The 23,797-nt window shown below is 56.5% G+C and carries 16 protein-coding genes; 10 read left to right on the top strand and 6 right to left on the bottom strand.

Annotation, left to right across the window (positions count from 1 at the left end):
* Window positions 1-45: 45 nt before the first annotated feature.
* The gene (locus C1719_RS15915) at window positions 46-2,295 is read right to left on the bottom strand and encodes an oxidoreductase (protein ID WP_219717883.1); all 2,250 of its coding nucleotides are present in this window, start codon (window positions 2,293-2,295) and stop codon (window positions 46-48) included.
* A 221-nt stretch (window positions 2,296-2,516) separates the two neighbouring features.
* Here C1719_RS15915 and C1719_RS15065 point away from each other — a divergent pair, with 221 nt between their 5' ends.
* The 5 genes from C1719_RS15065 to C1719_RS15045 all read left to right on the top strand — a co-directional run bounded on the left by C1719_RS15065 (window position 2,517) and on the right by C1719_RS15045 (window position 11,298).
* Window positions 2,517-3,947 carry a helix-turn-helix transcriptional regulator gene (locus C1719_RS15065; protein WP_102375838.1) on the top strand — a complete coding sequence of 477 codons (1,431 nt, stop codon included), beginning with the start codon at window positions 2,517-2,519 and terminating at the stop codon, window positions 3,945-3,947.
* 256 nt (window positions 3,948-4,203) lie between these two features.
* On the top strand, window positions 4,204-5,715 hold the full coding sequence (locus tag C1719_RS15060; RefSeq protein WP_180963654.1) for a helix-turn-helix transcriptional regulator: 1,512 nt from the start codon (window positions 4,204-4,206) through the stop codon (window positions 5,713-5,715).
* 110 nt (window positions 5,716-5,825) lie between these two features.
* Window positions 5,826-7,676, top strand: a complete 1,851-nt coding sequence (locus tag C1719_RS15055; RefSeq protein WP_102375836.1) for an FAD-binding protein — start codon at window positions 5,826-5,828, stop codon at window positions 7,674-7,676.
* A gap of 333 nt (window positions 7,677-8,009) precedes the next feature.
* Complete coding sequence (locus C1719_RS15050; protein WP_180963653.1) at window positions 8,010-9,467, top strand: helix-turn-helix domain-containing protein; 1,458 nt, start codon at window positions 8,010-8,012, stop codon at window positions 9,465-9,467.
* Between the two features lie 172 nt (window positions 9,468-9,639).
* Window positions 9,640-11,298: an FAD-dependent oxidoreductase gene (locus C1719_RS15045; RefSeq protein WP_102375834.1), complete on the top strand. Its 1,659-nt coding sequence runs from the start codon at window positions 9,640-9,642 to the stop codon at window positions 11,296-11,298.
* A gap of 146 nt (window positions 11,299-11,444) precedes the next feature.
* On the opposite strand, the gene C1719_RS15040 is transcribed toward C1719_RS15045, so the two are convergent.
* Both C1719_RS15040 and C1719_RS15035 read right to left on the bottom strand, forming a co-directional pair.
* Window positions 11,445-12,842 carry a sensor histidine kinase gene (locus tag C1719_RS15040; protein WP_245874564.1) on the bottom strand — a complete coding sequence of 466 codons (1,398 nt, stop codon included), beginning with the start codon at window positions 12,840-12,842 and terminating at the stop codon, window positions 11,445-11,447.
* On the bottom strand, window positions 12,790-13,518 hold the full coding sequence (locus C1719_RS15035; RefSeq protein WP_102375833.1) for a response regulator transcription factor: 729 nt from the start codon (window positions 13,516-13,518) through the stop codon (window positions 12,790-12,792). The genes C1719_RS15040 and C1719_RS15035 overlap by 53 nt, the downstream gene beginning before the upstream one ends.
* Window positions 13,519-13,675: 157 nt before the next feature.
* Between C1719_RS15035 and C1719_RS15030 the strand changes: the two genes are divergently transcribed.
* Genes C1719_RS15030 through C1719_RS15015 form a run of 4 tightly spaced genes read left to right on the top strand, consistent with a single transcriptional unit; the run spans window position 13,676 to window position 16,731 of the window.
* Window positions 13,676-13,936 (top strand): hypothetical protein, encoded by a 261-nt coding sequence (locus C1719_RS15030; RefSeq protein ID WP_102375832.1) that lies wholly within the window; start codon window positions 13,676-13,678, stop codon window positions 13,934-13,936.
* A gap of 31 nt (window positions 13,937-13,967) precedes the next feature.
* Window positions 13,968-14,888 carry an efflux RND transporter periplasmic adaptor subunit gene (locus C1719_RS15025; RefSeq protein ID WP_102375831.1) on the top strand — a complete coding sequence of 307 codons (921 nt, stop codon included), beginning with the start codon at window positions 13,968-13,970 and terminating at the stop codon, window positions 14,886-14,888.
* Between the two features lie 8 nt (window positions 14,889-14,896).
* Window positions 14,897-15,574 (top strand): ABC transporter ATP-binding protein, encoded by a 678-nt coding sequence (locus C1719_RS15020; RefSeq protein ID WP_102375830.1) that lies wholly within the window; start codon window positions 14,897-14,899, stop codon window positions 15,572-15,574.
* Window positions 15,571-16,731 carry an ABC transporter permease gene (locus C1719_RS15015; protein WP_102375829.1) on the top strand — a complete coding sequence of 387 codons (1,161 nt, stop codon included), beginning with the start codon at window positions 15,571-15,573 and terminating at the stop codon, window positions 16,729-16,731. Before C1719_RS15020 ends, C1719_RS15015 begins: the two co-directional genes overlap by 4 nt.
* 122 nt (window positions 16,732-16,853) lie before the next feature.
* Here the strand turns inward: C1719_RS15015 and C1719_RS15010 are convergent, their stop codons facing one another.
* Window positions 16,854-18,527: an FAD-dependent oxidoreductase gene (locus tag C1719_RS15010; RefSeq protein ID WP_102376121.1), complete on the bottom strand. Its 1,674-nt coding sequence runs from the start codon at window positions 18,525-18,527 to the stop codon at window positions 16,854-16,856.
* Window positions 18,528-18,677: 150 nt separating this feature from the next.
* Window positions 18,678-20,129, bottom strand: coding sequence for a helix-turn-helix transcriptional regulator (locus tag C1719_RS15005; RefSeq protein WP_146007920.1), 1,452 nt, complete (start codon window positions 20,127-20,129; stop codon window positions 18,678-18,680).
* Window positions 20,130-20,301: 172 nt separating this feature from the next.
* On the opposite strand from C1719_RS15005, the gene C1719_RS15000 reads away from it, so the two are divergent.
* Complete coding sequence (locus C1719_RS15000) at window positions 20,302-21,984, top strand: FAD-binding protein (RefSeq protein WP_102375827.1); 1,683 nt, start codon at window positions 20,302-20,304, stop codon at window positions 21,982-21,984.
* Window positions 21,985-22,077: 93 nt separating this feature from the next.
* On the opposite strand, the gene C1719_RS14995 is transcribed toward C1719_RS15000, so the two are convergent.
* Entirely contained in the window at window positions 22,078-23,490 is a 1,413-nt protein-coding gene (locus tag C1719_RS14995; protein ID WP_219717882.1) for a LuxR family transcriptional regulator, read from the bottom strand.
* Window positions 23,491-23,797: the final 307 nt, after the last annotated feature.

The raw sequence follows: 23,797 nt of genomic DNA, 5'->3' as shown, positions 1-23,797 counted from the left end.
CTATACGAGTCGTTGTTTGGTGTGTTCTGACTCAAGCAAGCACGGCTAAATAGCCCTTGCGGTCAGGTTGCCCATCTTGATGGCTTGCGCGATGTCGAACGGTGTGTCGCAGTCGCCGATGGTGTGAACCTCGTATGCCGAGCCGAGTTCGTCGGCGAGCTGGGTGTTGGGCACCATGTCGTAGCACTCGAGCACGGTTTGGCAGCCGAGCGTCTTCTCTTCGCCCGTCGAAAGGGTGATGGAGAGGCCCTCGTCGGTCAGGCTTCCGATCTTCGCATTGTTCCAGATCTTGACGCCCTGGCTGTACAGATGGGGGATGACGAAGGCGCGCACCCACATGGACTGCTCCTTGTCGATGATCTCCTTCGCGCCCTCATGGACCATCTGCACCTTCTTGCCCTGCGCGAGCAGGAACAGCGCGCAGTCGATCGCCTGAGCACCGGCGCCGCAGATGACGACCGATTCTCCTATATCGGAACCGACGAGCGTGTCGACGCTGACGACGTTGACGGAGCCGGTAGCTTCGAGATGCGTCTCACGGGCGCCTCCGACGGCAACCACAACGACATCGGGGGTCGCCTGTGAAACGACATCGGCGGTTACTTCGGTGTCCAGGACAACTTCGACCCCGTTGACTTCCTGCTGGCGTGAAAGGTACTGCACCAGATCTCCCAGTCGCTCGTGATCGCCTTTGAATGCACGGGCGGTCGACACAAGTCCGCCGAGAGAGGATTTCTTCTCGTAAAGCGATACCTCGTGTCCTCGTTGTGCCGCGACTCGCGCTGCTTCCATGCCGGCAGGACCGCCGCCGACGACCATGACTTTTTTGGGCTGCTCGGCGGGCAGGAGCGCGTAGCCTTCGGGCATCTCCTCGGTGTAAGCGCGCTGCGTGACGGCGTTTACACGGCAGTACTCTTTGCCGTCGGAGGCATACTCGGCGGGGCCGCCCTTGGCATGACAATGCATGCAGCGGCAGCAAGGCGCGATCTCGTCGTGCCGACCCTCTTGAAGCTTGTTGGGCAGCTCGGGGTCGACGGTCAGCGGACGGGTGATCATCAGGTAGTCGATCTCGCCTTGCGCGACCGCGTTGTTCATGAGGTCGGGGGCCGTCCTCGGGTCCATGTACCCGGCGCACGAGACGGAGGCCTTCTTCAGGCTCTTCTTGAATGCCGCCGTGGCGCCCAGAAGCAAACCGCATCCCGAGTACTGGCCGGTTGCGATGCCGCCGAAATGCTGGGAGAAGTCGGCGCGGGTACCGAAGCCCGTGGCGCCTTCGCACTGATAGCCCGTGAACATGAGGTCGGGTGCGAATTGGGCGATGTGCCTACCCGGCACCGAAAGACGCAGGTAGAAGGTATCGGCGCCTGCGGCTTCGAACGCCAGCGCATCGGCGATGCTTTCCTCGAGCGAGAGGAACCCGTCGCTGTTGCCGAGGCTCGCATCGTTTTCCTCGACGGCATCCATGAGGATCTGCACGGGGTAATCCTGCCCGCAGGCTTCCTTGATGCCCTGGATGGTTTCGCAGATGAAGCGCGTACGGTTCTCGACGGTATCGGCTCCGTACTCGTCGGTGCGCTTGTTGGTTCGCGCCACGGTCATGTATTTCAAAATCTGGGTCGCCGCGCAGTGAAGCTCGACAACGTCGAATCCCGCTGCCTTGAGCTGCACGGACATCTCTATGATGAGATCCTTGAGCCAGGCGATGTTTTCCGGCGTCATGTCGTTGATGACCGTGGTGTCCTCGGTGAGCATTCCCACGCCGATCTGAAATCCAGCGTAGGCGTCGTGCTTATGGATGCGCTCGGTTACCGGCGCCATCAGTTGGGGGATCTTGCTCATGTCGTCGAGCAGCCATCCGGTTGCCGCCTGCTCGAGGGGCTTGACGGCCATCAGTTTCGAGATCGAGCTTTCTACGAACACGAGGGATGCGCCGCCTTTGGCGAAGTTCTCGTAGTAGTCGAGGAAGTTGTCGTTCAGGGTATCGCCTTCAGGTGCCCAGGTATCCGAGCCAGCGGGGCTTTTCACGATGCGGTTCTTCAGGGTGATGGCGCCCATAGGAAGCGGCTCGAAGAGGGCGGAGAAATCGGTGGTGTTTGCCGTATATCCCTCGTCCTGGGGATTCAAAGCGGTGGCATTGGCTGAAACGTCGGCTCCCTCAGCCTTCGCGTCGCCTGCCGGCTTCGATGCTTCGGGCTGGGGCGTGCATCCCGTCAATCCCCCCAGTGCAGCTGCCGATCCCAGTGCGGCTGCCGTTGCCGCCGCTGCTCCGATAAAGTTACGTCTTGTGATGTCCATGCGTGGTCCCTTCTCCTTAGTGCCAAAACTGCGCGCTATGCGCATCAGACGGTTTGATGGTATATTCCTGTAATGCACTGGGCATCGCATCAATCATGGGGAATGGCTGGTGCTAGGCGAAGATCACATGAATGATGTGAGTCGGGCGACTCTGTGCAAAACTCGCAGCGTTCTGTTTTCGCGGAGCCAGTAGGGGAGAATCGAAAGGATGGGAGCGCACGATGCCTCTCGTGGAGTCCGAGCGTCGAAAGAGCAGCTTCATAACGGCATTGTCGGGATACCCGGTTGCCGCCGCTTTTGGTCTCGCTGCGTTTCGCGTGGGCGCATGGACTATCTTTCAGAACGGGCCGGGTTTCACGGATGGAGGCATTCCCTTTTTCGCTCATGTGGTGCAGGCTCTCGTGATGGTTGCCATCGTCGTTGTCGATCGAAAGGTTGCCTACTCCGAGCAGTCGTTCGTACGAGCGTTGGGGGTTGCGGCTGCCGTAGGCACCCTTGCCACACTGCTTGTGCTCTCGCCCGTGTCTGCCGTGGCGTATGTGGGCAGCGCTTTTCACGGCGCGGCAAGCGCCTTCGTGATGGTGGGAGCTGGGGTGTATTTCTGTTCCTTAAAGCCGAATCAATCATGCGTTGCTCTTTCGTTGGCTTTCGCATTGTACGGAATCGCCACGTGGACGCTTTCGTTTGTGCCCGCGGCGGCGATCATTGCGGTATCGCTTGCATGCTACCCGATAGCCTTCTTCTGCTTGTATCTCGGCATTGCCAAAGGAAAGCCGCTCGGAGGATCCCGACCGCCCATCGACAGCGTGCATACGGGTTCCATTCCGTGGAACATGCTTGTTTTGCTGGGGTTGTGCACTTTGGCAAGCATGATGGCGAGGGTACTCGTTCCCATGACGGAAGAGCTCTTGCTCTCTGCTTATAAAATGTATTGGCCGATGATCCTGCTTTGCATTTTTGCGCTGTGCTTCGTGTGGATCGTGGTGCTGAAAAAGAACGCGGAAACAATCTGGCCGTTGTTCATGATGATAATTCTGAGCGGGTTTTTATGCTTTTCGTCGTTCTCGAGGGATGACCCTCTGTTCGCCGCCAGCTTCTTTCGGGCTACGCGCGAATGCCTTATGCTTTTCTGTTGGGTGGTGATTGCCGGAACCGCCAGCAAAAACGATCTGCCGCGGCTGCCGTACTTCGCGATTACGACGTTGGTTTTGCTGTCGGGACCGGTCATAGCTACGTCTGCGGCAGGGTTTCTTCTGCCTGCTCGAACGTTTCAAGTTCCCGATTCGGGCGCGGTTATTGCGACTACGATCATGTCGTTCATCCTTATTGCTGCGACCATCGCCGTTTCTCTGTCTTGGACCGCATCAACCCGATCGGCGCGGCGCTTGGGCGAGGATAATTCCAGTGTTGCGGACGCGTGGGAGGATACGCTCGATTCCGTTGCTTTGGAATATGGTCTTACTCATCGAGAGAGGGAAGTCGCTGCGCTTTTCGTAAAGGGCTACACGGTTCCGCACGCTGCCGAGGCTCTTTGTATCTCGGTTGACACCGTGAGAACGCACTCGAAAAGCTTGTACAGAAAGCTCGGCATCCATAAAAAACGGGAGCTGATCGCTCTTGTGGAAGGCGAAGGGAAGGAAGGCGAAGCCTGAACGTAGATCCGACGGTGAGTGCGGATCTTGGGGTTAAGATAAAGGATCTGCGCCGTATCGAGTTGCCGGTGCGGGTATCGGTGTTTGGAAGTTGGGTTTGACAGATTTGCGCGGCAGCCTCTGGCTTTTCGAGGTTCTGCCCAAGTTGATCGTTCGGTCAAGCTTGGCGAACTCGCACGGCAACGCTCCTGCGCAGCAATGCGCCATTGGCCGGTTTGCTACAATGCATTGGAGGAATGCAAGCGGAGGGGATTTCTTGAACGTCAAACAATCTATGTACGGAAAGCCCGGCGTGATGACGATTGTGGGATCGGGTTTCCATTGGGCGTGGTTCGACGCGCTGTTTATGAGCGCTTTGTTTATCGGTAACCGTCCGTATGACCTTCTTCCTGAAATCGCCACGATTCTCGTGTTCGCTTGCTGCATCCCGTTCTGCCTGTTTGCTTTGGGGAAGAGCTTATTGGTTGAGCGAATGATCAACGACCCGAGGCTGATTTTGACGTTTGCGGCAATCGGTACGCTTGGCTCGCTTCTTTTCGTTCTCTCGGGCATCGGGGGTTCGAAGGTCGCGCTTGTTGCGGGAGGCGTGCTTTGCGGTGCGTATATGGGCTTCGCTCAGCTCGGTTGGTGCGCTTCCTATTCTCAGCAAGGCGCCAGCACGGCTACGCTGTTCGTGTCGGGTGCGTTTGCATGTGCGATGCTGCTCGATTTGATGCCCTTGCTCATGGTGCCGCTCGCCTCAGCCGTTTTGTTCGCCCTGTTTCCGCTTGCTTCGGGGTTGCTCTATTTCTTTCTTGATCCGTCGTACCGCACGTATCGCAGAAGCGATAGGCCTGCAGTGCCTAGTGCGGATAAGCCACGGTTCAGTCTCAGAAGGCCTTTGGGTGTATCGAACACGTTGCTGGGTGCTTTGATGCTGGTATTCGTGTGCTTCGGATACCTTCAGCATCTCAACTCGTTTATGACGATGCCGAGTGCTGATGGCAGTAACGGCATGTTGATACAGATGCTTCGCGGGGGAGTGGCGATCTTCCTGTTTATCGCGCTCATGCTCGGGCGTGGTTCAGGCGCGGGTGCGATCTACCGAGTCGGCTTGCTAACGATGGTGGCGGGATGCCTGCTCATGCCGTTTTTCGTGGGAACCGAGCATTTCTGGGCATCGGGAGCCGTCATCATTGCGGGTTTCACGGTGTTCGACGTGCTTATTTACGTTGTGTTTTCACAGGTTGCCTACGGCGAATCCGAGGTTCCGATCAAGACCATTGCGGTTATGCGCCTGCTTACATGCGTTAGCTACTGTATAGGGGCGGTTTGCGCCATCGGGCTCACGGGCGCTGGGGAGCAGATCAGTCCGTTCTTCTCTCAGGAGGCGACTCTTGTCGCTTTCCTCATGACCATTGCCACGGTGCTTTTGTTGAGTAGCGACGACATCTGGGTTGTGCTGGGCGCGAAGGCGTGCCGAGTCGATGGGCTTGCCGATCGCGGTGCGGAGTCGGATGTCGGCGCTCGATTCGAGGAGTGCCTGGACTCGTTCGGGCTGACGGCTCGCGAGATGGAAGTGGCCAAACTGCTTGTTCTGGGGCGCACCCAATCGAGGATGGCCGAAACCCTGTGCATTTCCGAGAACACGGTCGCAACGCATGTTCGGCATGTGTATCAGAAAATGGGCGTGCATAACCGACAGCAGTTCATTGATTTCATTTCGCCGAAGATTTCGGTATCACTAAAAATCAATGACAGGGTTTCGCCAGATCAAGAAGATGAGTGATCTTTGCAAATCCCCCTCTTTCTGTGACGCATCAAAAACCCTCTCGTCGTAACTTTGGCCTTGCCGGTGCTATCCGGGACAAGGTTAAGGGTAAACGAGATGGAGGATGAATGAGTTTGGACAGAAGGAATTTCCTCAAGGGAACGTTGGCGGCCACTGCTGCCATGGCGACGGCGGGACTTGCGGCTGGCTGTGCGCCTGCGGTTAGCGGATCGGGCGAAGGTTCTGCGGCGGGTGCGTCGGAAGGTGGGGTTCTGGGTCTTGAAGAGACTGGCTATCAGTGTTCGGAAGATTGGCTGGGCGAAGCGCCGCAGATCGATGAAGCCGACATCGTTAAGACGGTGGATGTGGAGGTCGTTGTATGCGGCGGCGGCCATGCGGGTTCGCAGTGCGCCCTCGCGGCTGCGCAAGGAGGTGCGACGGTCGCTCTTATCGAAGTGCAGCCGAAAGACACCTATTCCGCAAACGGGGTCGATCTTTGCGCATACAATTCGAAGCTTCTGAGCGATCGGGGTCTGGGCGGATACGATACCGGCCAGATCGTCGGAGAGTTCGTTCGCCGCGGGGCGGGCCGTGTCAATGCGGATATCATACGCAGCTTTGTCGAACAGTCGGGCGAAATGCTGGACAATCTTGTTGCCATAACGCCGGACACGAGTGACTTTTTCGATTTTGAAACCGGTCAATGCCAGGTTCAAACGGCTTACGAGATGCCGGATGCAAGTTATTATCCTCTCGTGCGCTCGGGATTCAAAGGTTGGGCGTCGTGCTTGCAAACGATGGGGACGCACAACAGCAATCCCATCGATGGGCGCGATCCTGCGGACGTCATGAGAATGACGGAGATCGAGATTTATACGCGCTTGGCGGCGGAAGAGCTTGGGGCAACTTGGTATTGGGAGACGGCGGCAACCGTTTTGGTGCAGAACGAGAACGGTGACGTTACCGGCGTTATCGCTAAGGGTCCAGACGGATACATCAAGTTCAATGCATCTAAGGGCGTATGCCTGTGCACGGGTGATTTCAGCTCTAACCCCGATATGGTGTGGAACCTGCTCGATGACGTAAACGAGCTCGGGGCACGTAACGGAATGAAGCGTGAAGACATGATCGGGCAAGGTCGCGACGGCAGCGGTATCAAGATGGGCTGCTGGGCTGGTGGCGTTATGGAATGCCATCCTCGTCCGTCTATGAATACGATGATGTACACGCCTGGCCCTTGGGGTGATGCTCCGTTCCCGATGATCAATGCGAATGGAAAACGCTTTATGGATGAAGGCATGTGCGGACTTCACGCTCCTATGATGCTTCGTCAGCCTCACGGCCCCATCGCCGTGGTGACCGATGCGAACTACCTGGAGTCGCTTAAGGAATGCAGCATCGATCATGGCGCTGCCGACTGGGGCGATGCTTACGTGAACATCCACGATTACTGGGGCAGAATGCAGGCTGACATGGCGGCATGCATCGATGCCGGCGCCGAGGGTGCCGACGTGCATGATGTGGCGGTTCCGTATCGCGAATGGCGTATCTTCAAAGTGTGGGCTGCCCAAACGCTTGACGAGCTGTTCGGCTACCTCGGCTACGACGAGGACGCGAAAAAGCAGGCGCTCGCTTCGATCGAAGAGTACAACCAGATGTGCGCTGCCGGAGTCGATTCTTTATACGGGAAGGACGCTGTGTTCATGAAACCCGTAGACACGCCGCCGTTCTACGGGGCGGTGGTGATGAACGAGGGGCATAACACGACCGGTCTTGTGACCCTTGCCGGTTTAGTGACGGATGGCGACATGAATGTTTTGAAGTCCGATTATACGACGCCCATCAAGGGATTGTATGCAGCTGGAAATTGTCTCGGGCATAGGTACGGTCCCGGCTACTCAACCCCGACGGCAGGTGCATCGATGGGCATGGCGTTTACGCACGGGCGCGTGCTAGGCAAGTACTTGGCAGCAATGTAGAGAACCCCTTCGGGATACCCCCGCGAAGTGTTTCCCTCCGACGCTTCGCGGGGTTCTTTTTTAGGCGATTGCCTTTGCAGGAGGGTTTTCTTGCTTCGCATGCCGGGGCGCTATGCGAAGCCTTCAAATGAAATATAATGATTCTGTTGCAATGCTCTGTTCGACACGACATTTCGTCGATCATGGGATATCTCTCGTCTGCCAGGTTTTGAGTTTGGGCTGCGAACGACATCGGCCTTGCAGGGTGGCGGCATCCGTTCCGCCTTAGTGGCATTGCGGGGTTTTGCTCTCGGCAACATGACTTTTAAAGTATTTTGTACAGGATCGCTGAAAATGACTAGTAATATACGATTGCTCAGATCTCTCCAATGGCCTTATCTGGGTTACGCTTTTTTATGGACCACTGTATTTGTCGGAGCCTCTCCGGTTGTTGAATTCGTTGAACTCGATGTTTTTTGCGGTCTTGCCCAGCTTGGAGCGAGCATCATCGCCATTGTTGTTTTTGCTTGGATCCTGCGAAGCAGATTCTCCGTCCCTTCCTGGCACGCCTTTCCCTGCGGGATCGTCCTCGCTCTTGGGGCAAGCGTTTTTTATATTGCCCCTAATGTCGGCTTCAGCCCATTGGCAACGAATCTCGTCGGATCGATTCTCACTGGTGCTGCTGCGGGTTACTTTTACATCATGTGGCAGCAGTTTTTTGCATCTGAAGGCGAAGGCCATACGAGTATTTATATTCCGCTTTCCGGGATTCTTTCCGTTGCCCTTATAGCTGCGGCGAGTGCGGTTCCTCCTTTCGCTCGCATGGTTCTTGCTGTGGTTGTTTTTCCTAGTCTTGCGACCTATTCTTTATGGAAATCGTTAGGCGCCATCGTCGTGATTCGTTCCGAGGCGGGTGCTTTTCAAAGCGACGAAAGTACTTTGCTAAAAGTGGTTCATACCGTTTCCGATTTAAGAGGCGCTATCATCTGCTGCAGTGCTCTTGGTTTCTCGTGGGAATTTGCATCGACGGCAATTGGCGGTCAAGTGGATTTGGCGCAGTGGGTTTTTATCGCTAGCCAATGTCTTGCTGTTTTGCTGGCGTCTGTAATTATTTTTACGCGAAGGACGGCAGCGTCTATCCAATCCGTGTATCGTGCCGTTTTTCCGTTGCTGCTCGCCTCCATCCTTTACGCTCTTGTTGCGATGTCGAGCTTCTCTTTTGCGGTTGCGACGGGTTGTCTCGTCTTCGCTTCCGAGTTGATGAGCATGTTGTTGCTTTACGTCGTAGCAGTCTATAGCAGCTCAAGGGAGTTGCCGCCTTCGCCCGTCTACGCTGCCTGTATGGTGCCTATGTACGTATCCATGTGGATTGGTCAGTTGGTTGCGATGGCAATTTTTTCGGATGGCGTTTCGGGAGCTTCCGTTCAGAATGCTCTTGCCGTTGTTGCGTTTTTGATCGCTGTGGCCGTGCTGGTGATTCCGGGAAAAGCTTTTTTTGCGAGTAATGGCTTGCGGGGCTCCGCCGGCGATCCGGTTGATGGCGCTTCTGTTGTCGAGCAAGGGAAAATGGGGCTTTCCACTGTCGAAGGATTGTCGGAGACTCTTCTTCGGGCAGACCTCGTTGACCCCCTAACGTACCGGGAATGCGAGGTTACGCTTCATATTCTGCACGGCAATTCGGTTGCTGCCGTTTCAAAGAAGCTTTTTATCTCTGACAATACCACGCGTAGCCACATCAAGAATATTTACAGGAAGATCGGCGTCCATTCGCGGCAAGAGCTTGTTGATTTCATCGACGGTATCGACGAGTAAAGCAAGCCGGTCTCGGCTAACGATGCTTCTCTTCATGGAAGCGTTTTGCGATTCCACTTATATTGAGTGGTGCCTAAGGGTGCGCTCACCTAATTCGGGTGGTGCCGCTTTTTCTCCTGATTTCTAGAATCGCTGCGTTGCATAACTTCGCTCTATATAAGGAGGAGATGTCATGAAGACTATAGCGAACGTTAGCCGCCGGGATTTCCTGAAGGGGGGCGCCGTCATTGCTGCAGGGTCGGCGACGATGGGCCTTATAGGTTGCGTGCCTGGCGATCAGCCTACTGCCACAGATGCTGGTGGTTCGGCGGTAGGGAAGCATACGTGGGAGACGAAGCCCGATCCGATTCAGGAAATCGCCTCTACCGTTGAGGCTGATGTCGTCATTGTCGGAGGAGGCTATTCGGGGTGCGCCTGCGCTTTAAGCTGTGCCGAAAACGGCTTGAAGACTATTTTGGTGGAGAAAGGCGGCGATGTCCACGGCAACGGTATCGGTGGTACGGGTGCTGTTTCATCCAAAGCCATGAAAGAGCTTGGTGTCGAGGTTGATGTTGCGGAGGAGTTTCAGCGTTGGATGGGTGTCTGCGGTGGCCGCGCGCGCTATTCGCTGGTCGCGAAGTACATTCGTGAATCCGAACGGACGATGGACTGGCTGCTCGATCTCGCTGAGAAACATGGTGCGCAGTGCATGGTGACTGTGGGTTGCGAGGGAAAGGTCTGGCGCGAGGCTTCGAACTACCATTGGCTCTTTGGGGGCGACCTCTATGAAGAATACGGCGCAGCGGTTTTTGTTGAAAAGATATTCCAGACTGAAGCTGAGGCGCTCGGAGTGCAGTTTATTTTTGATTCTCCCGCCGTTCAGCTCGTCCAGGATGATAGGGGTGGCGTAACCGGTGTCGTCTGCGAGACTAAAGACGGCTACGTTCAGTACGGTGCCACGAAGGGCGTCGTGCTAGCAACGGGCGATGTAAGCTATAACGATGAGTACATGGAGGAGTTCTTGCCCATCGTCAATAGGGCAAAGCACATTCAGACCATCACCACCAACACGGGTGACGGCCACAACATGGCTGCTTGGGCGGGTGCTGCGCTGCAAGAAGGCCCATGGGCGTCATGCCTTGATTTTCAGGGCGGCGCTATGTTCCGCGGTCCGTTCATGTTGGTTACCGAGGACGGAAAGCGCTGCGTCAACGAAAGCTTGTGGGCTCACTACGTATGCGTGGGCGTTTTGAACCATGGCAGCACCGAAGCCTGGTCTGTCTTCGATAAAAATTGGACTACCGATCTCGTAGACAGCCTTCAGTATGGCGGTGGTGGTTTTTGGGATACCTTCCGTGCTGTCGGATCCGATCCGAGCCTTGCGGCAACCGATAATGAGGCGACGGTGGAGGATGGGCTTGCCAACGATCCTGATAACTACAAGCGTGCGGATACGCTCGAAGAGCTTGCTGACATGATGGGTGTCGATAGGGAGGCGTTTCTCGCCGAAGTGGATCGCTATAACAAATTCTGTGACGAAGGTTGGGATTCCGACTTTTGCAAAGAGCCTGGCTTGCTCTATCCTATCGTCGAGCCGCCTTTTACCGCTCTGCGCTGTGTGCCCGCGATGCTTACTACGATGAGCGGCATTCACATTAGCGATAATTTCGAAGCGCTTGATGCCGAAGACAACATCATTCCTGGTCTGTATGCAATCGGAAATTGCTCGGGCGACATGTATGCCATCGACTATCCTATTAATCTTCAGGGCAACGCTCACGGGCACTGCCTTATGATGGGCAAGTGCATGGGTGAGTTTCTTGCAGGCAATAGCAAAGATTCTGTCGAGTAATTAACTTGTTCGGAAGAAAGCCCGCTTCATATGGGCTTTCTTCCGGTACTGGAGAACGGTTCGGATGGTTTTGCCCCTGCGGTAATGCCCTCCGCTGGACAATGCAGTTTTTGTTTCTGCTGTATTGGGAAAAGGTGTGATGATGCCTACTTTGCCCTGATCGGCACCTTCACGATGGCGGTGACCCCTTTCGGCTCGTTGCCTTCCAAACGGATCGTGCCGCCATGGGCTTCGATGATTCCCCGAGCGATTGAAAGGCCGAGCCCGGCGCCTCCCGTTTCGCGCGATCTGGCCGTATCTGCGCGGTAGAAGCGATCGAACACGCGCTCGAGATCTTCTTCGTCGATGCCGATTCCCGTGTCTTCCACCCTGATCGTGGTGTCGGACCCCCGTACGGCAACGCTCAGGCGCACGGCGTCGCCGGCGTTCGTGTACTTAAGCGCATTGTCGAGCAGGATGGCCAAAAGCTGCCGGAGCTTATCGCGGTCGCCGCGCACTACCGCCTCGTCGCCTTCGGCAAATTCGAGCGTCTTTCCCTGTAGAAGCGCGATGTCATCGTATGCCGAAACGACGTCGGCACACAGATTCCGAAGGTCTACATCGCCTATCGCAAGGTCGAAGCGTCCCGCGTCGGTCGCTGTGAGCGCAAGCAGGCTTTCGGTAAGCCGCGAGAGACGCTCTGCCTCCTCGATTGTCAGGGTTATGTCCTCGAACTTGTCGACGATGCGCGCATTGGGACTGTCGAGCAGCAGCTCCTGGGTGGTGCGGATGACGGTGAGCGGAGTGCGCAGCTCGTGCGAGGCGTTCTGCACGAATTCGGTCTGCTTCGCCCAGGCGTCGGCGATGGGTCGCAGCGTCATCCGCGAAAGCAGATAGCTCGCACCTGCGGAAACGACGAGCGCGACGACGAGGCCGCCGACGAGCATGGCGGTGAACTGGTTGAGGATGGCGATTTCCGAATCGACGTTCGCGATAGCCTGCATATAAGAAGCGCTGCCGTCGTTACCCTCGATCCGATAGTTGACGGCTCGGTAGTGGTGCCCGTTCTGATCGATGGGATACGGTGTGTTCAAAACCGACGAATCGAACGGCAATCCCTCGATGGAGTCGGGGTACGAAGCGTATATGCCGTACGTATCGGTTGTCGAACCGTCGCTCGAGCGGGCGAGGAAGATGGTCTGGGGGTTGTTCTCGATGGATGAGTAGATGGTTTCGCTCAATGAGACCTCTCCGAGGCTATCGTTTGATCCGACGTCGTCTGCGCTTGGATCGGCGTCGGATGATTCTCCGTACGGATTGTCGACCGAAAGGGCGGCGGAAGGAACGGTATCGACGATGACGCCGAAGCTCGGAAGCGAAAGCTGCTCGTCGACGGCTTTGAAAATATTAGAGCTCACCGTTTGGTACACGAATATGCCGAGCAAGGTGAAAATGAGCCCGAACACGACGAAGAACAGCGCGGTATAGCGGATGGATTCGCGCCTGAGGCGATCATTCTCGATCAGCGAAGGAGTCGTGTGCGTTTTCTGGATCCTCTGCATCATGGGCGTCCTCTTCCGTAAACAGGTAGCCGACCCCGCGGATCGTCTTGAGGTATGTATCGTAGCCGAAAGGTTTCAGCTGCTTGCGGATGCCGCTCACGTATACGGCGACCACGTTTGAAGAGGTGTCGGAGAGAAAGCCCCATACCCTGTCGAACAGCTGGGTTTTCGAGATAAGCCGATCCCGGTTGCTCACCAAGTATTCAAGCGCATCGAACTGCTTGCCTTTGAGGTCGAGCGCCACGCCGCCGATTTCGACGGTGCGGCGCGAGCGCGAGATGACGAGTTCTTTGAACACGATGTCCTTCGTGTCGTATGCGCCCGTGGTTCTTCGAAGGATCGCCTCGATGCGCATGACGAGCTCGTCCCGATGAAACGGCTTTACCAGGTAGTCGTCTGCTCCCGCCCTGAACCCGCGGGCTTTATCGGCAAGCGTGCCCTTTGCCGTGAGGATGAGCACGGGGGTGTATACGCTCTCTTCGCGCAATCGTTCGAGCACGGTGCAGCCATCCAATGCGGGAAGCATCAAATCGAGGATGATCAGGTCGTAGATGCCTTTGCTCGCAAGAAAATAACCCTCTGCACCATCGAACGCCTGGTCCGAATCGTACGGGAGGGGAAGGCATCGCTTGATCGCGTGCGATAGGTTGCGGTCGTCTTCGACGATGAGAATTTTCATGCATGCACCTCTTCGCGCCCATTCTACCATCTGTTTCGTTAAACGAAGGTTAAGCGAGCGTGGAGATATCTCCACGGAAGCGGGCCTTTTGTTTCACGTTTCTTTAAAGGCAGTTTGGTTAGGATGCGCAGCATTGGAGCCGATAAGAGGAGTTGCAATGCATGCGAGAAGCAAAGCGTATAGAAATCTAGTGATCGTATTGGTTGTTCTGATCATGCTGGGGGCGGGGCTCGTGCTGCTTAAAAACCTTGGCGCGCAGGGCATTCTGGGCTTCGGCGATGGGACGTCCGGCGGTACATCTGGGGCTCCGGGCACCTTTGAATACGAGGACGCTGCGGGTGGGGATGGGAGTGTTGAGGTAACGACGACGCCGTTCGAAACGACCGATCCCGGATTCGATGACGGGTCTGCGGAATAGTTGAAGTGCGAACTGGAAAGAGGAAACGATCATGGCGAAAACCATAGGCAAGGCAGCGGTCGTACTGCTGCTCGTTGCCGTTTTAGGCGGAATCGTATACGTGCTGATAGGGCAAGATGCTGCCGCATCGGGGGCTGCCGAGCCCCTGGAGATGCCCACCGCTTTGGTGACGAAGGGCACTATAGAGAAGCTCGTCACCGGGCCAGGCGAGGTGAAGCCCGCCAAAACCGAAAAGCTCAAAATGGCCAAATGGCGATACTTCAAGTCGTCGCCGGTACCGCTCAACGAGCGTATTCCCGCCGGTACCTCGCTGGTCGATTACACCTACGGCGATTCGCTCGTTGCGCCTTACGATCTGGTCGTGCTGTCGAAAAACCTTCCCGAAAAAGAACGAGACGAGCTGACCGAGGATCACTACGTGGAGGTTGCGCGCGTCGATTCGATGCATGTTGAGCTCGAGGTGCCCGAAACCGATATAGCCGATCTGTCCGTGGGGCAGGCGGTCGAAGTGAAGCTTGCAGCTAAGGAAGACGAAGCCTACGAGGGCACGGTCGCAAGTATCAACGAGGTGGGCACCTACGGAGCGACCGGCTCGAAGTACAAGGTGACCATCGAGATTCCAAACGACGGCAGCATCCTCATCGGCATGTCGGCGAATGCGAGCATCAAGGTGGCCGAGGCTGCCGATGTGCTGACGGTGCCCGTGAGCGCCGTGACCGACGGGGGAGAAGGCGTGCGGTTCGTGCTCGTGCAGCATCCCGACGGCTCGCTTGAGCCCGTCGAGGTCGAAACGGGCCTGTCCGACGGGACGATGGTCGAGGTCGGCGGAAACCTGAACGAGGGCGATGAGGTCCTTTTGAACGATGCGCTTTCTTCGGGCGCAAGTGGCGAAGGCGAAGGCGACGGTAGTGCCGGCGGCGTCAGTTTCGTATCCCGCGTGGCCGCAGGTTGAGGTGCGCCATGATTGCCATTACCCGCTTATCCAAGCTGTACCGCATGGGCGATACCGAGATTCGCGCGCTCGACGGCATCAACTTCGCGGTGCGCCGCGGCGAGTTCGTCGCCATCGTGGGGCCTTCGGGATCGGGCAAGTCGACGCTCATGAACATCATCGGCTTGCTTGATGCGCCCGACGAGGGGACCTATATGCTTGACGGCGAGGATGTCTCGCACATGTCCGACAGCAGGCTCGCCGCCTTGCGCAATCGCAAGATCGGTTTTGTGTTCCAGAGCTTCAATCTGCTCAAATCGATGAGCGCAGAAGAGAATGTGCGCGTACCGCTTGTCTACCGCGGCATGCGCGCTCGGCAAGCGGACGAAATCGCGCGGGGCATGCTCGCCCGCCTTGGTCTCGAGGGTCGCGAAAAGCACACGCCCTCCCAGCTTTCGGGCGGGCAGCAGCAGCGCGTGGCCATTGCGCGGGCGCTTGCCGGCTCTCCTGACATCCTGCTTGCCGACGAACCGACAGGATCGCTCGACTCCAAGACGAGCGCTGAGATCATGGCGATGTTCAAAGCGCTTAACGAACAGGGGCAAACAATCGTGCTCATTACGCATAACCCCGAGCTTGCCCGCGAGGCGGGCCGTGTGGTGACGATTTCCGACGGCAGGCTGTTCGAGGAGGCGGTTCCGGCATGAAGTGGCTGCAAATAGGCAAGGAAGCCGCCAAAAACGTAGGCCGCAACAAGCTGCGCACGGCGCTTACGATGCTTGGGCTGGTGATCGGCATCTCGTCGGTTATCGTGCTGGTGGGCATGAGCGACGGCTCGAACAGGCAGGTTGCCGAGCAGATGAAGGCGCTCGGGGGCGATATCATTTCGGCCTACGTGTTCGAGGGATCGCTTGCATACGACGATATGGCCGAGGTGCGGGCGCTTCCCGCCGTGGCCGATGCGGCGCCGTCGAAGTTTCTCAACGCTTCGGTGAGTGCGGGCACGAAGAGATCGAACCGCGCGATGGTCGAGGCATCCGACGAGCACTATCTGCCCGTGCGCAACCTCGAGCTCGCGGCGGGTCGCAACCTCTCGTCGATCGATCGCGAGAACAAGTCGAAGGTCTGCGTGATCGGGGGCGCGGTTGCGCGCGATCTGTTCGGGACGACCGATGCGGTGGGGCGCGCCGTTAAGCTTGCGGGCGACGAGTTCACCGTGGTGGGCGTGCTCGAAGAGAAGGGCGAATCGATGGGTCTCAACACCGAGGGCCTCGTGCTCGTGCCGTTCCAGTCGGCGGGCACGTTGGGATCGGACGGGAAGGTCGAATCGGCCTACGTGCGGGCGGTGGGCGACGATGCCGTGCAGCTTGCCAAGGGGTCCGTCTCCGACTATCTCGAGCGCGATAAGGGCATCGATCCGATGATGTTTTCCGTAAATACGCAAGACGAGCTTTTGGGTGCGAGCGGATCGGTGAACAAGACGATGACGCTTTTGCTCGCGGGCGTGGCGAGCATATCGCTTCTGGTCGCGGGCATCGGGGTCATGAACGTCATGCTCGTATCGGTTGCCGAGCGCGTGCGCGAGATCGGCATCAAGAAGGCGCTCGGCGCGCGGCGCGGCGACATTCTGGTTCAGTTTCTCGTCGAAGCGCTTGTGATGAGCTTGTTCGGGGGCGTGCTCGGCATTCTTTTGGGGATAGCGCTGTGCGCGGCCGCCGAGTACGCGGGCATTCCGTGCGTCGTTTCGCCGACGATCATGGGCGTCGCTGCTGGAGCGAGCATACTCATCGGCCTCGCGTTCGGCATCTTCCCCGCGCACCGTGCCTCGCAGCTGCACCCCGTGGAGGCGCTGCGGCAGGAGTAGGGGGCAGGGGATGACCGGAGAACGACGGGTTATCGTCAAGACAGCATAAAGCGAAGGCGCGCATTGGGGGCAATGCGCGCCTTAATCGCGATGCAACGCGTTACATGCTTGGCAAGGTTAGTCTAGCTCACGTAGTTCTCGCACGCATGCTCCGCAGCGCGTAAGCCTGAGTAGATGGCGTAGCTGACCAGGCCGCCTGAAAGCCCGTAGTTGTAGGTTTCCTTGTAAAGCTTGTTGCCGTCGACGCCTACGCAATACAGGCCCTCGATCGGCTCTTCGCTCTCGTTGAGCACTTGGTTGTCGTAGTTGACGTCCAGGCCGCCAATGGTGTTGGTGACCGTCGGGTCGACGCGGATGGCGTAGAACGGACCGCTTTCTACGGGAAGCAGGTACTGGGCATCCTTGAGGTAATCCTCGTCAACGCCGTTGCTGCAGAATTCGTTGTAGCGTTCGATGCTTGCGGCGAAGTTCTGGGTGTCGATTCCCATGGCTTCGGCAAGGGCCTCCACCGTGTCGGCTTTAAACGCGTTGCCCGCACCCGCTGCTACACATTCGTCAACCTGAGCGACCAGGCCTTCAATGTTCGACCCTGGCTTGTACATGCGCCAGCCCGCCATGATGCCTTCGCCGGATTCGAATCTATCGAGGGTTGCTTGATCGAAAACAGACCAGCATCTTTTCTGGGTGAGAACCGCATTGACAAACAGCGCTTTATGGCTGTGTATGAAAAGGCTTTCGTCCATGCAGCGATTCCCTTTCTGGTTCAGGAAGAGAAGGGGCTGATTGCAGCAACCGACCGTAATGGGATCGGCGACAACATATCCTTCCACATGCACTGCCGGAAGCATAGCGGTCATATAGGTGCCCGCACCTACGTCTTCCGCCATGATGACGCCGTCGCCGGTTCCCGTGGCAACGGCATTGGCATACGTCATATCCCAGGTTGTGAGCTGCTCGATGAGCTTGTTGTTTGCTGCGTAACCGCCGCACCCCGCGATTACGGCCTTCGAAGTGACTTCGATGTAGTCTCCGTTTTCGTCACGAGCATATAGGCCGACTACCTTCCCGCTATCGGTTTTCAGGCAAACGGCCGGCGTGGTGAAGCGGAATTCGACTCCTAGGTCCTTGGCGCGGTTCTCGAGGAACTCAACCAAGGTGGCGCCGGACTGGCTGATGTTTTCGTCATCCTGGCCGCCCCAGAAATGGAAGCATTTGAATGTGTTGATGGATGATTTGTACACATCGACGCGATCGAATTGGTATCCGCCTTCTTCGAGCCAGTCGGCCGTTTTGCCCGATTCCTTGATGAAGGTTGTCCACAGTACCGCGTCAGAACGATAGTTGGTGTAGATGTTTTCTTCCTCGACATATTCCCCGACGGAGGCCAGTTCTATGCCGCTGCGCTCTTGAAGCTTGCTTCCCCATCCGAACATGCCCTCGGTGCCGGCCGTGCTTCCGCCGGCTACGGACCCTTTTTCGAAAACGATAACGCTGGCACCCAGCTCGGCGGCTCTGACTGCTGCGGTCATGCCGCTGCCTCCTGCGCCAATGATTGCGATGTCGCATTCTATCTGCTGTGTGGTTTTTTGCGATACATCGGACTCGAACTCCACGATGGAGATCTTGCGGGCTTCGGGGTATTTCACGTCTTCGGCGCTCGATGCGGCTCCGCCTTCGGCGGAAGATGGACTCGGGGATGCAGAAGAGCATCCGGATACAAGAGCAACCCCAGCCAAACTCGCTGCCGCTCCCGCCGCTGCCGAACCCTTAATAAAATCCCTCCGGCTCAGTTCCATTGTTCCTCCTCCTCTATGTGGACCTGATTGTCCAATCGAAGACGAGGTTAACGAATGCCGGGTTGCCCGGTAACACACGCAGGGGGTGGTTATATTACGCCACACGTTTTATGTGGGGGTTTCATCGGGCATTTTGCCGATGCACTGGGCTTATCGAGGTTTGCCGGTGCGCAGATCGCTGCGGCTCCTTTCGATTACGAGTCTCATCAGCTCCTCGCGGGAATGGGTATCGAGCTTTTGGTATATATGCGAGGCATGGGTTTTTACTGTGTTGACGCTGACCCCGAATTCTTCTGCGATGGCTTGGAGGCTTTTGGATCGAGCCATTTCGCACAGCACTCGTTTTTCTTGCGGCGTAAGTGCGTTCTCGGCTGCAATAAGCTCGCAATACTTGTCGAGGCATGCCTCGAGGTCGCTTTTTTCTGCGGAATCGTCAGCTGGGGGAATTTCGGCAACAGTTGGCGTTTCGTTGGTGCTGCCCATTATGGAGAAGCCGGCGAGGAGCAGAGCATAGGCGACGAACAAGGGAAACGTCTGAGCAAATCCTGCGGGTAGGAGGACGGTTGCTTGCGATAGATTGCTGCCGATTGCCAGGCCTACTCCGTAAATACCGAACCCGAAGGCGAACGTTCTTGTGACCGATCCGGGAACGAGGGCGGCGTCGCTGACCGTCGTTTGCCAGAAAATAATAATGTACAAGAACATTCCGGCTGAAACGAACGGCAGAGCGAAGTCGAGCGCGCCGAGTATATCCAGAAAGATCGACGCGGTGATGCATGCTACGGTTACGAACCGCAGTTGAACTTTCTTGAATGCGATTGTCGATACGATGCCGACGAGGACGATTACCAGCGTCAGTGCGATGATCGAGGAGTTGTCGAACGGCATAAGAGATCCTCGTTCGACGGACCCCCTGATGTAGTTGATGGACATGCCGAAAATGAAGAAGGCAAGAAGCTTGTTTCGAGGAGTGGCGATTTCGCGATCTCCCGAGTGCTTTTCTTCGAACGTGTCGGAGATTTTTCGGATGCGCTGTTCCGAGGCGATGCTTGCGAGGAAAGGGATGAGGCATACGATTATTCCTGCAACTGCCGATGCCAGATTGTCGATCAGAAGATACAGCAGCAGGCTGAGCACCGTTCCTGCGAAGACGATGAGGCGCCGATCGCTTTTCGACGGGAAAGAGGCTAGCGCGTGCGCGAGCTGAATGGCGTAGAGAACCGAGCCGGCGGATCTTGCGAAATGCAGCAAACTCCAATCGAGAGAAGACGGATCCGCGAAAGGCCAGGAGGCTGTGAATGCAATTTGGATGGCGGTCGTTATCGACATGATTGCTACGGAGAGCACCCTTATCGGAGTTCGCGAGATCGATTGCGTCAAGAAGCGGGAAAGCAACGCAGCCGCAAGGTAGAGCGTTGCTGTGGCGAGCCCGCCGGTGAGCCATACCGAATGCTGGGCTTCCGATGATTGTCTGAGGACGGGAAGGTAGAGCAGACATGTCTGCCATGTCCAAAACAGGGAAAAGGAGGCAATTGCGAAGAGGATGTTTCGGGAATGGCCGGCGAAACCTCGCCCCCCTGTTTTCAGTACACGTTCAAACACGCTGTGATCCACCGAAATCCTCTCATGCGCAACGGGTGAGATTGCGTAAAAGCAATCATATTTCACGAATTGTGGATGACGCGCCGAATGATGGCACCAGCCAACATTACGTTATGCCGATACGGCGGTCAAGTTGTTTGCGCGGAAGGCGCAAGGAGGATGGGAGGCAGAAATGTTCGAAAAGATTTCACGTCGTTCTTTTCTAGTGGGGGGAACCGCTCTTACTATGGGTGCTGCTTTGGGCGTGGTGGGTTGCGCCCCTGCGGGAACGAACGAAGAGGCGAAAGCTTCCAGCGCCGCGATTGACGGAGGCGGTGCTGAAACCAAGGGAATGCAGACGTTGAACGCAGGTGCGGAACTGAACTTCTTCGAGCCTGTTCCGGGAACCGTTGCATTCGTTAGCGAGAAGATCAAAGACGAGGACGTCGCATCGACGGAGGATTGCGACGTGGTCGTATGCGGACTCGGTTTAGCGGGAATCGCAACCATGCTCGCCGCCACGAGCTTCGGTTTGAAGGTTATCGCGCTTGAGAAAACGGGATCGTACAACGTTCGCGGTACGGGCATCGGCGCTCCGGATTGCCGTCTGTTCAAAGAGGCCGGGGCATCGTGGGATGAGGAAGAGATACTCAACGACATGATGAAAGCCTCGTCTTATCGCTGTAACGCCGACATCTGGAAGAGCTGGTTCGCGAATAACGGTGAAGCGGTCGATTGGCTGCTCGACCAAGTCGGAGATAAGCTGACTCCGTATCTGGGCCTTGGTCCGAACGGCGAGACTACCTCAGAGTTTGCGGGCGTGGTGACATATCGCGAAGACGTTCGCTTTGAGGAGGGAATGGACGGTTTTGCAGAGGTTGCCATCGAGGTTGCCAATAGCAAGAACGTCGACATTCGCTACAACACCCCCGCTTGTCAGATCGTTCAGGATGACAGCGGCAAAGTCGTCGGTGTAATCGCTCGCGACGAGCAGGGGTCATATGTAAAAATCAATGCATCCAAAGGTGTCGTTCTCTGCACGGGAGGCTACGAGAACAATTGGGATATGATGTGCGAGAACATGCGCCGAGAGGACCTATGCGTAGCGGCTTGGAGGCTTCCCAATACGGAGAATACAGGCGATGGGCACATGATGGGAATGTCCGTCGGTGGGCTGATGGATCCGTATCCCCACATTATGATGCGCGATCCGGGTGCTTCTGTGGCGAGCAATGCAGGAAACAAGGGCCTCACTTTGCCTTTCCCGCGAGTCAACGAATCAGGTTTGCGTTACGTCAACGAGAGTATCGCGCCCCACTTCCTTGCGAATTCCATTCAGCATCAGACGGGCGGACATGACTTTATGGTGCTCGCTGGTCCTGACCTGGAAACCATCATAGACCGGTGCTCCTATCGCAACTATGCGATGTCGGCTGCGCGCATGAGCCCGAAAGAGGTTGCTGATCTTCTCGAGCCGATCGCGGTTCGCGGAGAGACGGTGGAAGAGCTGTGTGAGGCTACGGGCATCGATGCCGAAAATCTCAAGAAGACGTTGGCGCGCCTTACCGAGCTGCACGAGAAGGGCGTGGACGAAGATTGGGGCGGCGATACAGAGATGTTCATGGACTACAGCTCCGGCCCCTACTTCGCTTTCGAAGAGTCGGGTTCGTGCCTGGTGACGGTTTCGGGGCTGAGGGTGACGGTCGATTCGGAGGTCATCGATAAGACCGGTATGCCGATTCCCGGCCTGTACGCTGTCGGCAACTGCTCGGGCGAGATGTTCAGCGACACGTATCCCCATGATCTTCAGGCTATCAGCCATAGCCGTTGCGTTGTATTTGGCTATGTCGTCGCGAAGAAACTTTCGCAGCAATAGCCGGCATTTCTCCCAATTTGCGTCAGCTGCCTCGATGGGGCTATCGACACAACGTTGGCGAGCCGACCTTCATATGGCCGGCTCGCCTTTGCTTTATCCGATCTCGAAGAGATCGATGAGTTCCTGCTTGCTGTGAACGCCGGCTTTGAGGTAGATGTTCTTCATGTGGAAGCGCACGGTGTTTTCGGAGATGCTCAGATCCTCGCTTATGAACGACACGCTCCTGCCTTTTAAAAGCAGGCGCACGATGTCCAGTTCTCGTTCGGTGAGTGAAAACCGTTCGACCAAGCTGCTATCCAGGTCTTGGGCGGGGTTGGTGCTCTTGCTTTTCTTCTTTCGAAAGGCATGGATGAAGCCGAGGACGGACAGCCCGTATACGATCAGCAGCGCTACGACCAACCTTTGCGTGGTTCCCAGAAGGCTTGCCATGTCGGGACATATGATCGGGCCTGCAAGATATCCGAGCATTTGAACCAGGTAGAACGGCCCGAGCACCCCGCAGTAGATGATTGCGGGATGTATGGTGCGCGTTCGCGCGGCATCGTTGCAGGAAAGCATAAGGACGATCGACGAGAGCCCGAACACTACATAGAACATCTCGGCGAGCACGAAGAAATAGTTGTGTTCGATCAGGGGCATCAGCAAGACGACCGTCACGCAGATCGGCAAAGTGATCTTTGAGAGGATGTCCATGCTCGGATACGAGCGGAATCGCGCAATGTACAGGGCTGCGAGCAGCCCTGAGATTATGCGTCCGAATGAAAACAGATTTCCTAAAAACGTGTTGTCGGAGACCACCAGAGCGAGCGCGTAGAAGAGCCCCCAGGCAAAACCCATGGACGCTATGATGAGTATCGCCGTCCAGTTTTCTTTGAAAAACAGTGCGAATCGCTGCCAGCTTTGCTGCAGAAACTCTCTCGAAGGCTGCTCGTCGTTTTCGGGAATCAGGTAAAGAAGAATTCCTGCCGACAGGGGGAGAAAAAAGACGATGCTTGACATAAGCACGACGATGTCGGGCAGCCAGCGTACCGCGAAGTAGAGTACGCCTGCGATGATGGTTCCGCTTACCTGTATTGCCATGGCGTCTCGAGAACTTTGCCGGTAAAGAGCTTGCTGCCAAAGGAAGATGCCCATTGCGCAGCCAATGCCTATGCATATTCCGAAGAGGCTTACCAGTACCGACTCGATTGCAAACGAAAAAAGCGATGTGGATACGGCGAGCGCTATTCCGACGACGAAGCATGCAATCATGAACCACACGGAGTTCTTGGTGGAGAATATCTTTTTGTGCCCGGAAAACCGATAGGCGACTCCCAACAAGATGATCGCGAGGGGAAAAACGATGTTGTTTGCGATGGTGGTGAAAGAGTGCAGGCTTATATCGTTGGTGCCGACGAGGGTCAGAAGGGAGAACTGCCAGAAAAGGAACGGCTGTAGGATCATATGGGAGGTGAACCCGATGATGCAGATTGCTCGAAGCTGGCTAGCGGCTAGCTTCTTGGGCAAAGGAAGGGCTTTTTTGTTCGAGCGTGTCATAAGCAGTAGATCTATCCCGTCGATGAACTGATGGTTTGTTGGATGGGCCCCTATCTGCGGTTGTCATTGTGAAAAGAATGCCATTTGGGCTTGCGGGGTGGCGGGTGTGCGGTTTTCCCTCGTCAGCCACACGACGTTTCGCCTTAACTTCAGCAGCATTGATTTATGTAGGATATCATAAAGCCGCAGGGCCCTATTGTCGGGTTGTTACATTTTCGGTCTGCATATCGAGTGCTTGCGGACGAGCGCGTGAGGTTTGCTTCGGGTTGATTTTGTG

The sequence above is a fragment of the Raoultibacter massiliensis genome, from assembly GCF_900199545.1.
GTDB classification, from domain to species: domain Bacteria; phylum Actinomycetota; class Coriobacteriia; order Coriobacteriales; family Eggerthellaceae; genus Raoultibacter; species Raoultibacter massiliensis.
The sequence above is the reverse complement of the archived record's forward strand: the minus strand, read 5'-3'. Positions and strand labels throughout refer to the sequence as shown.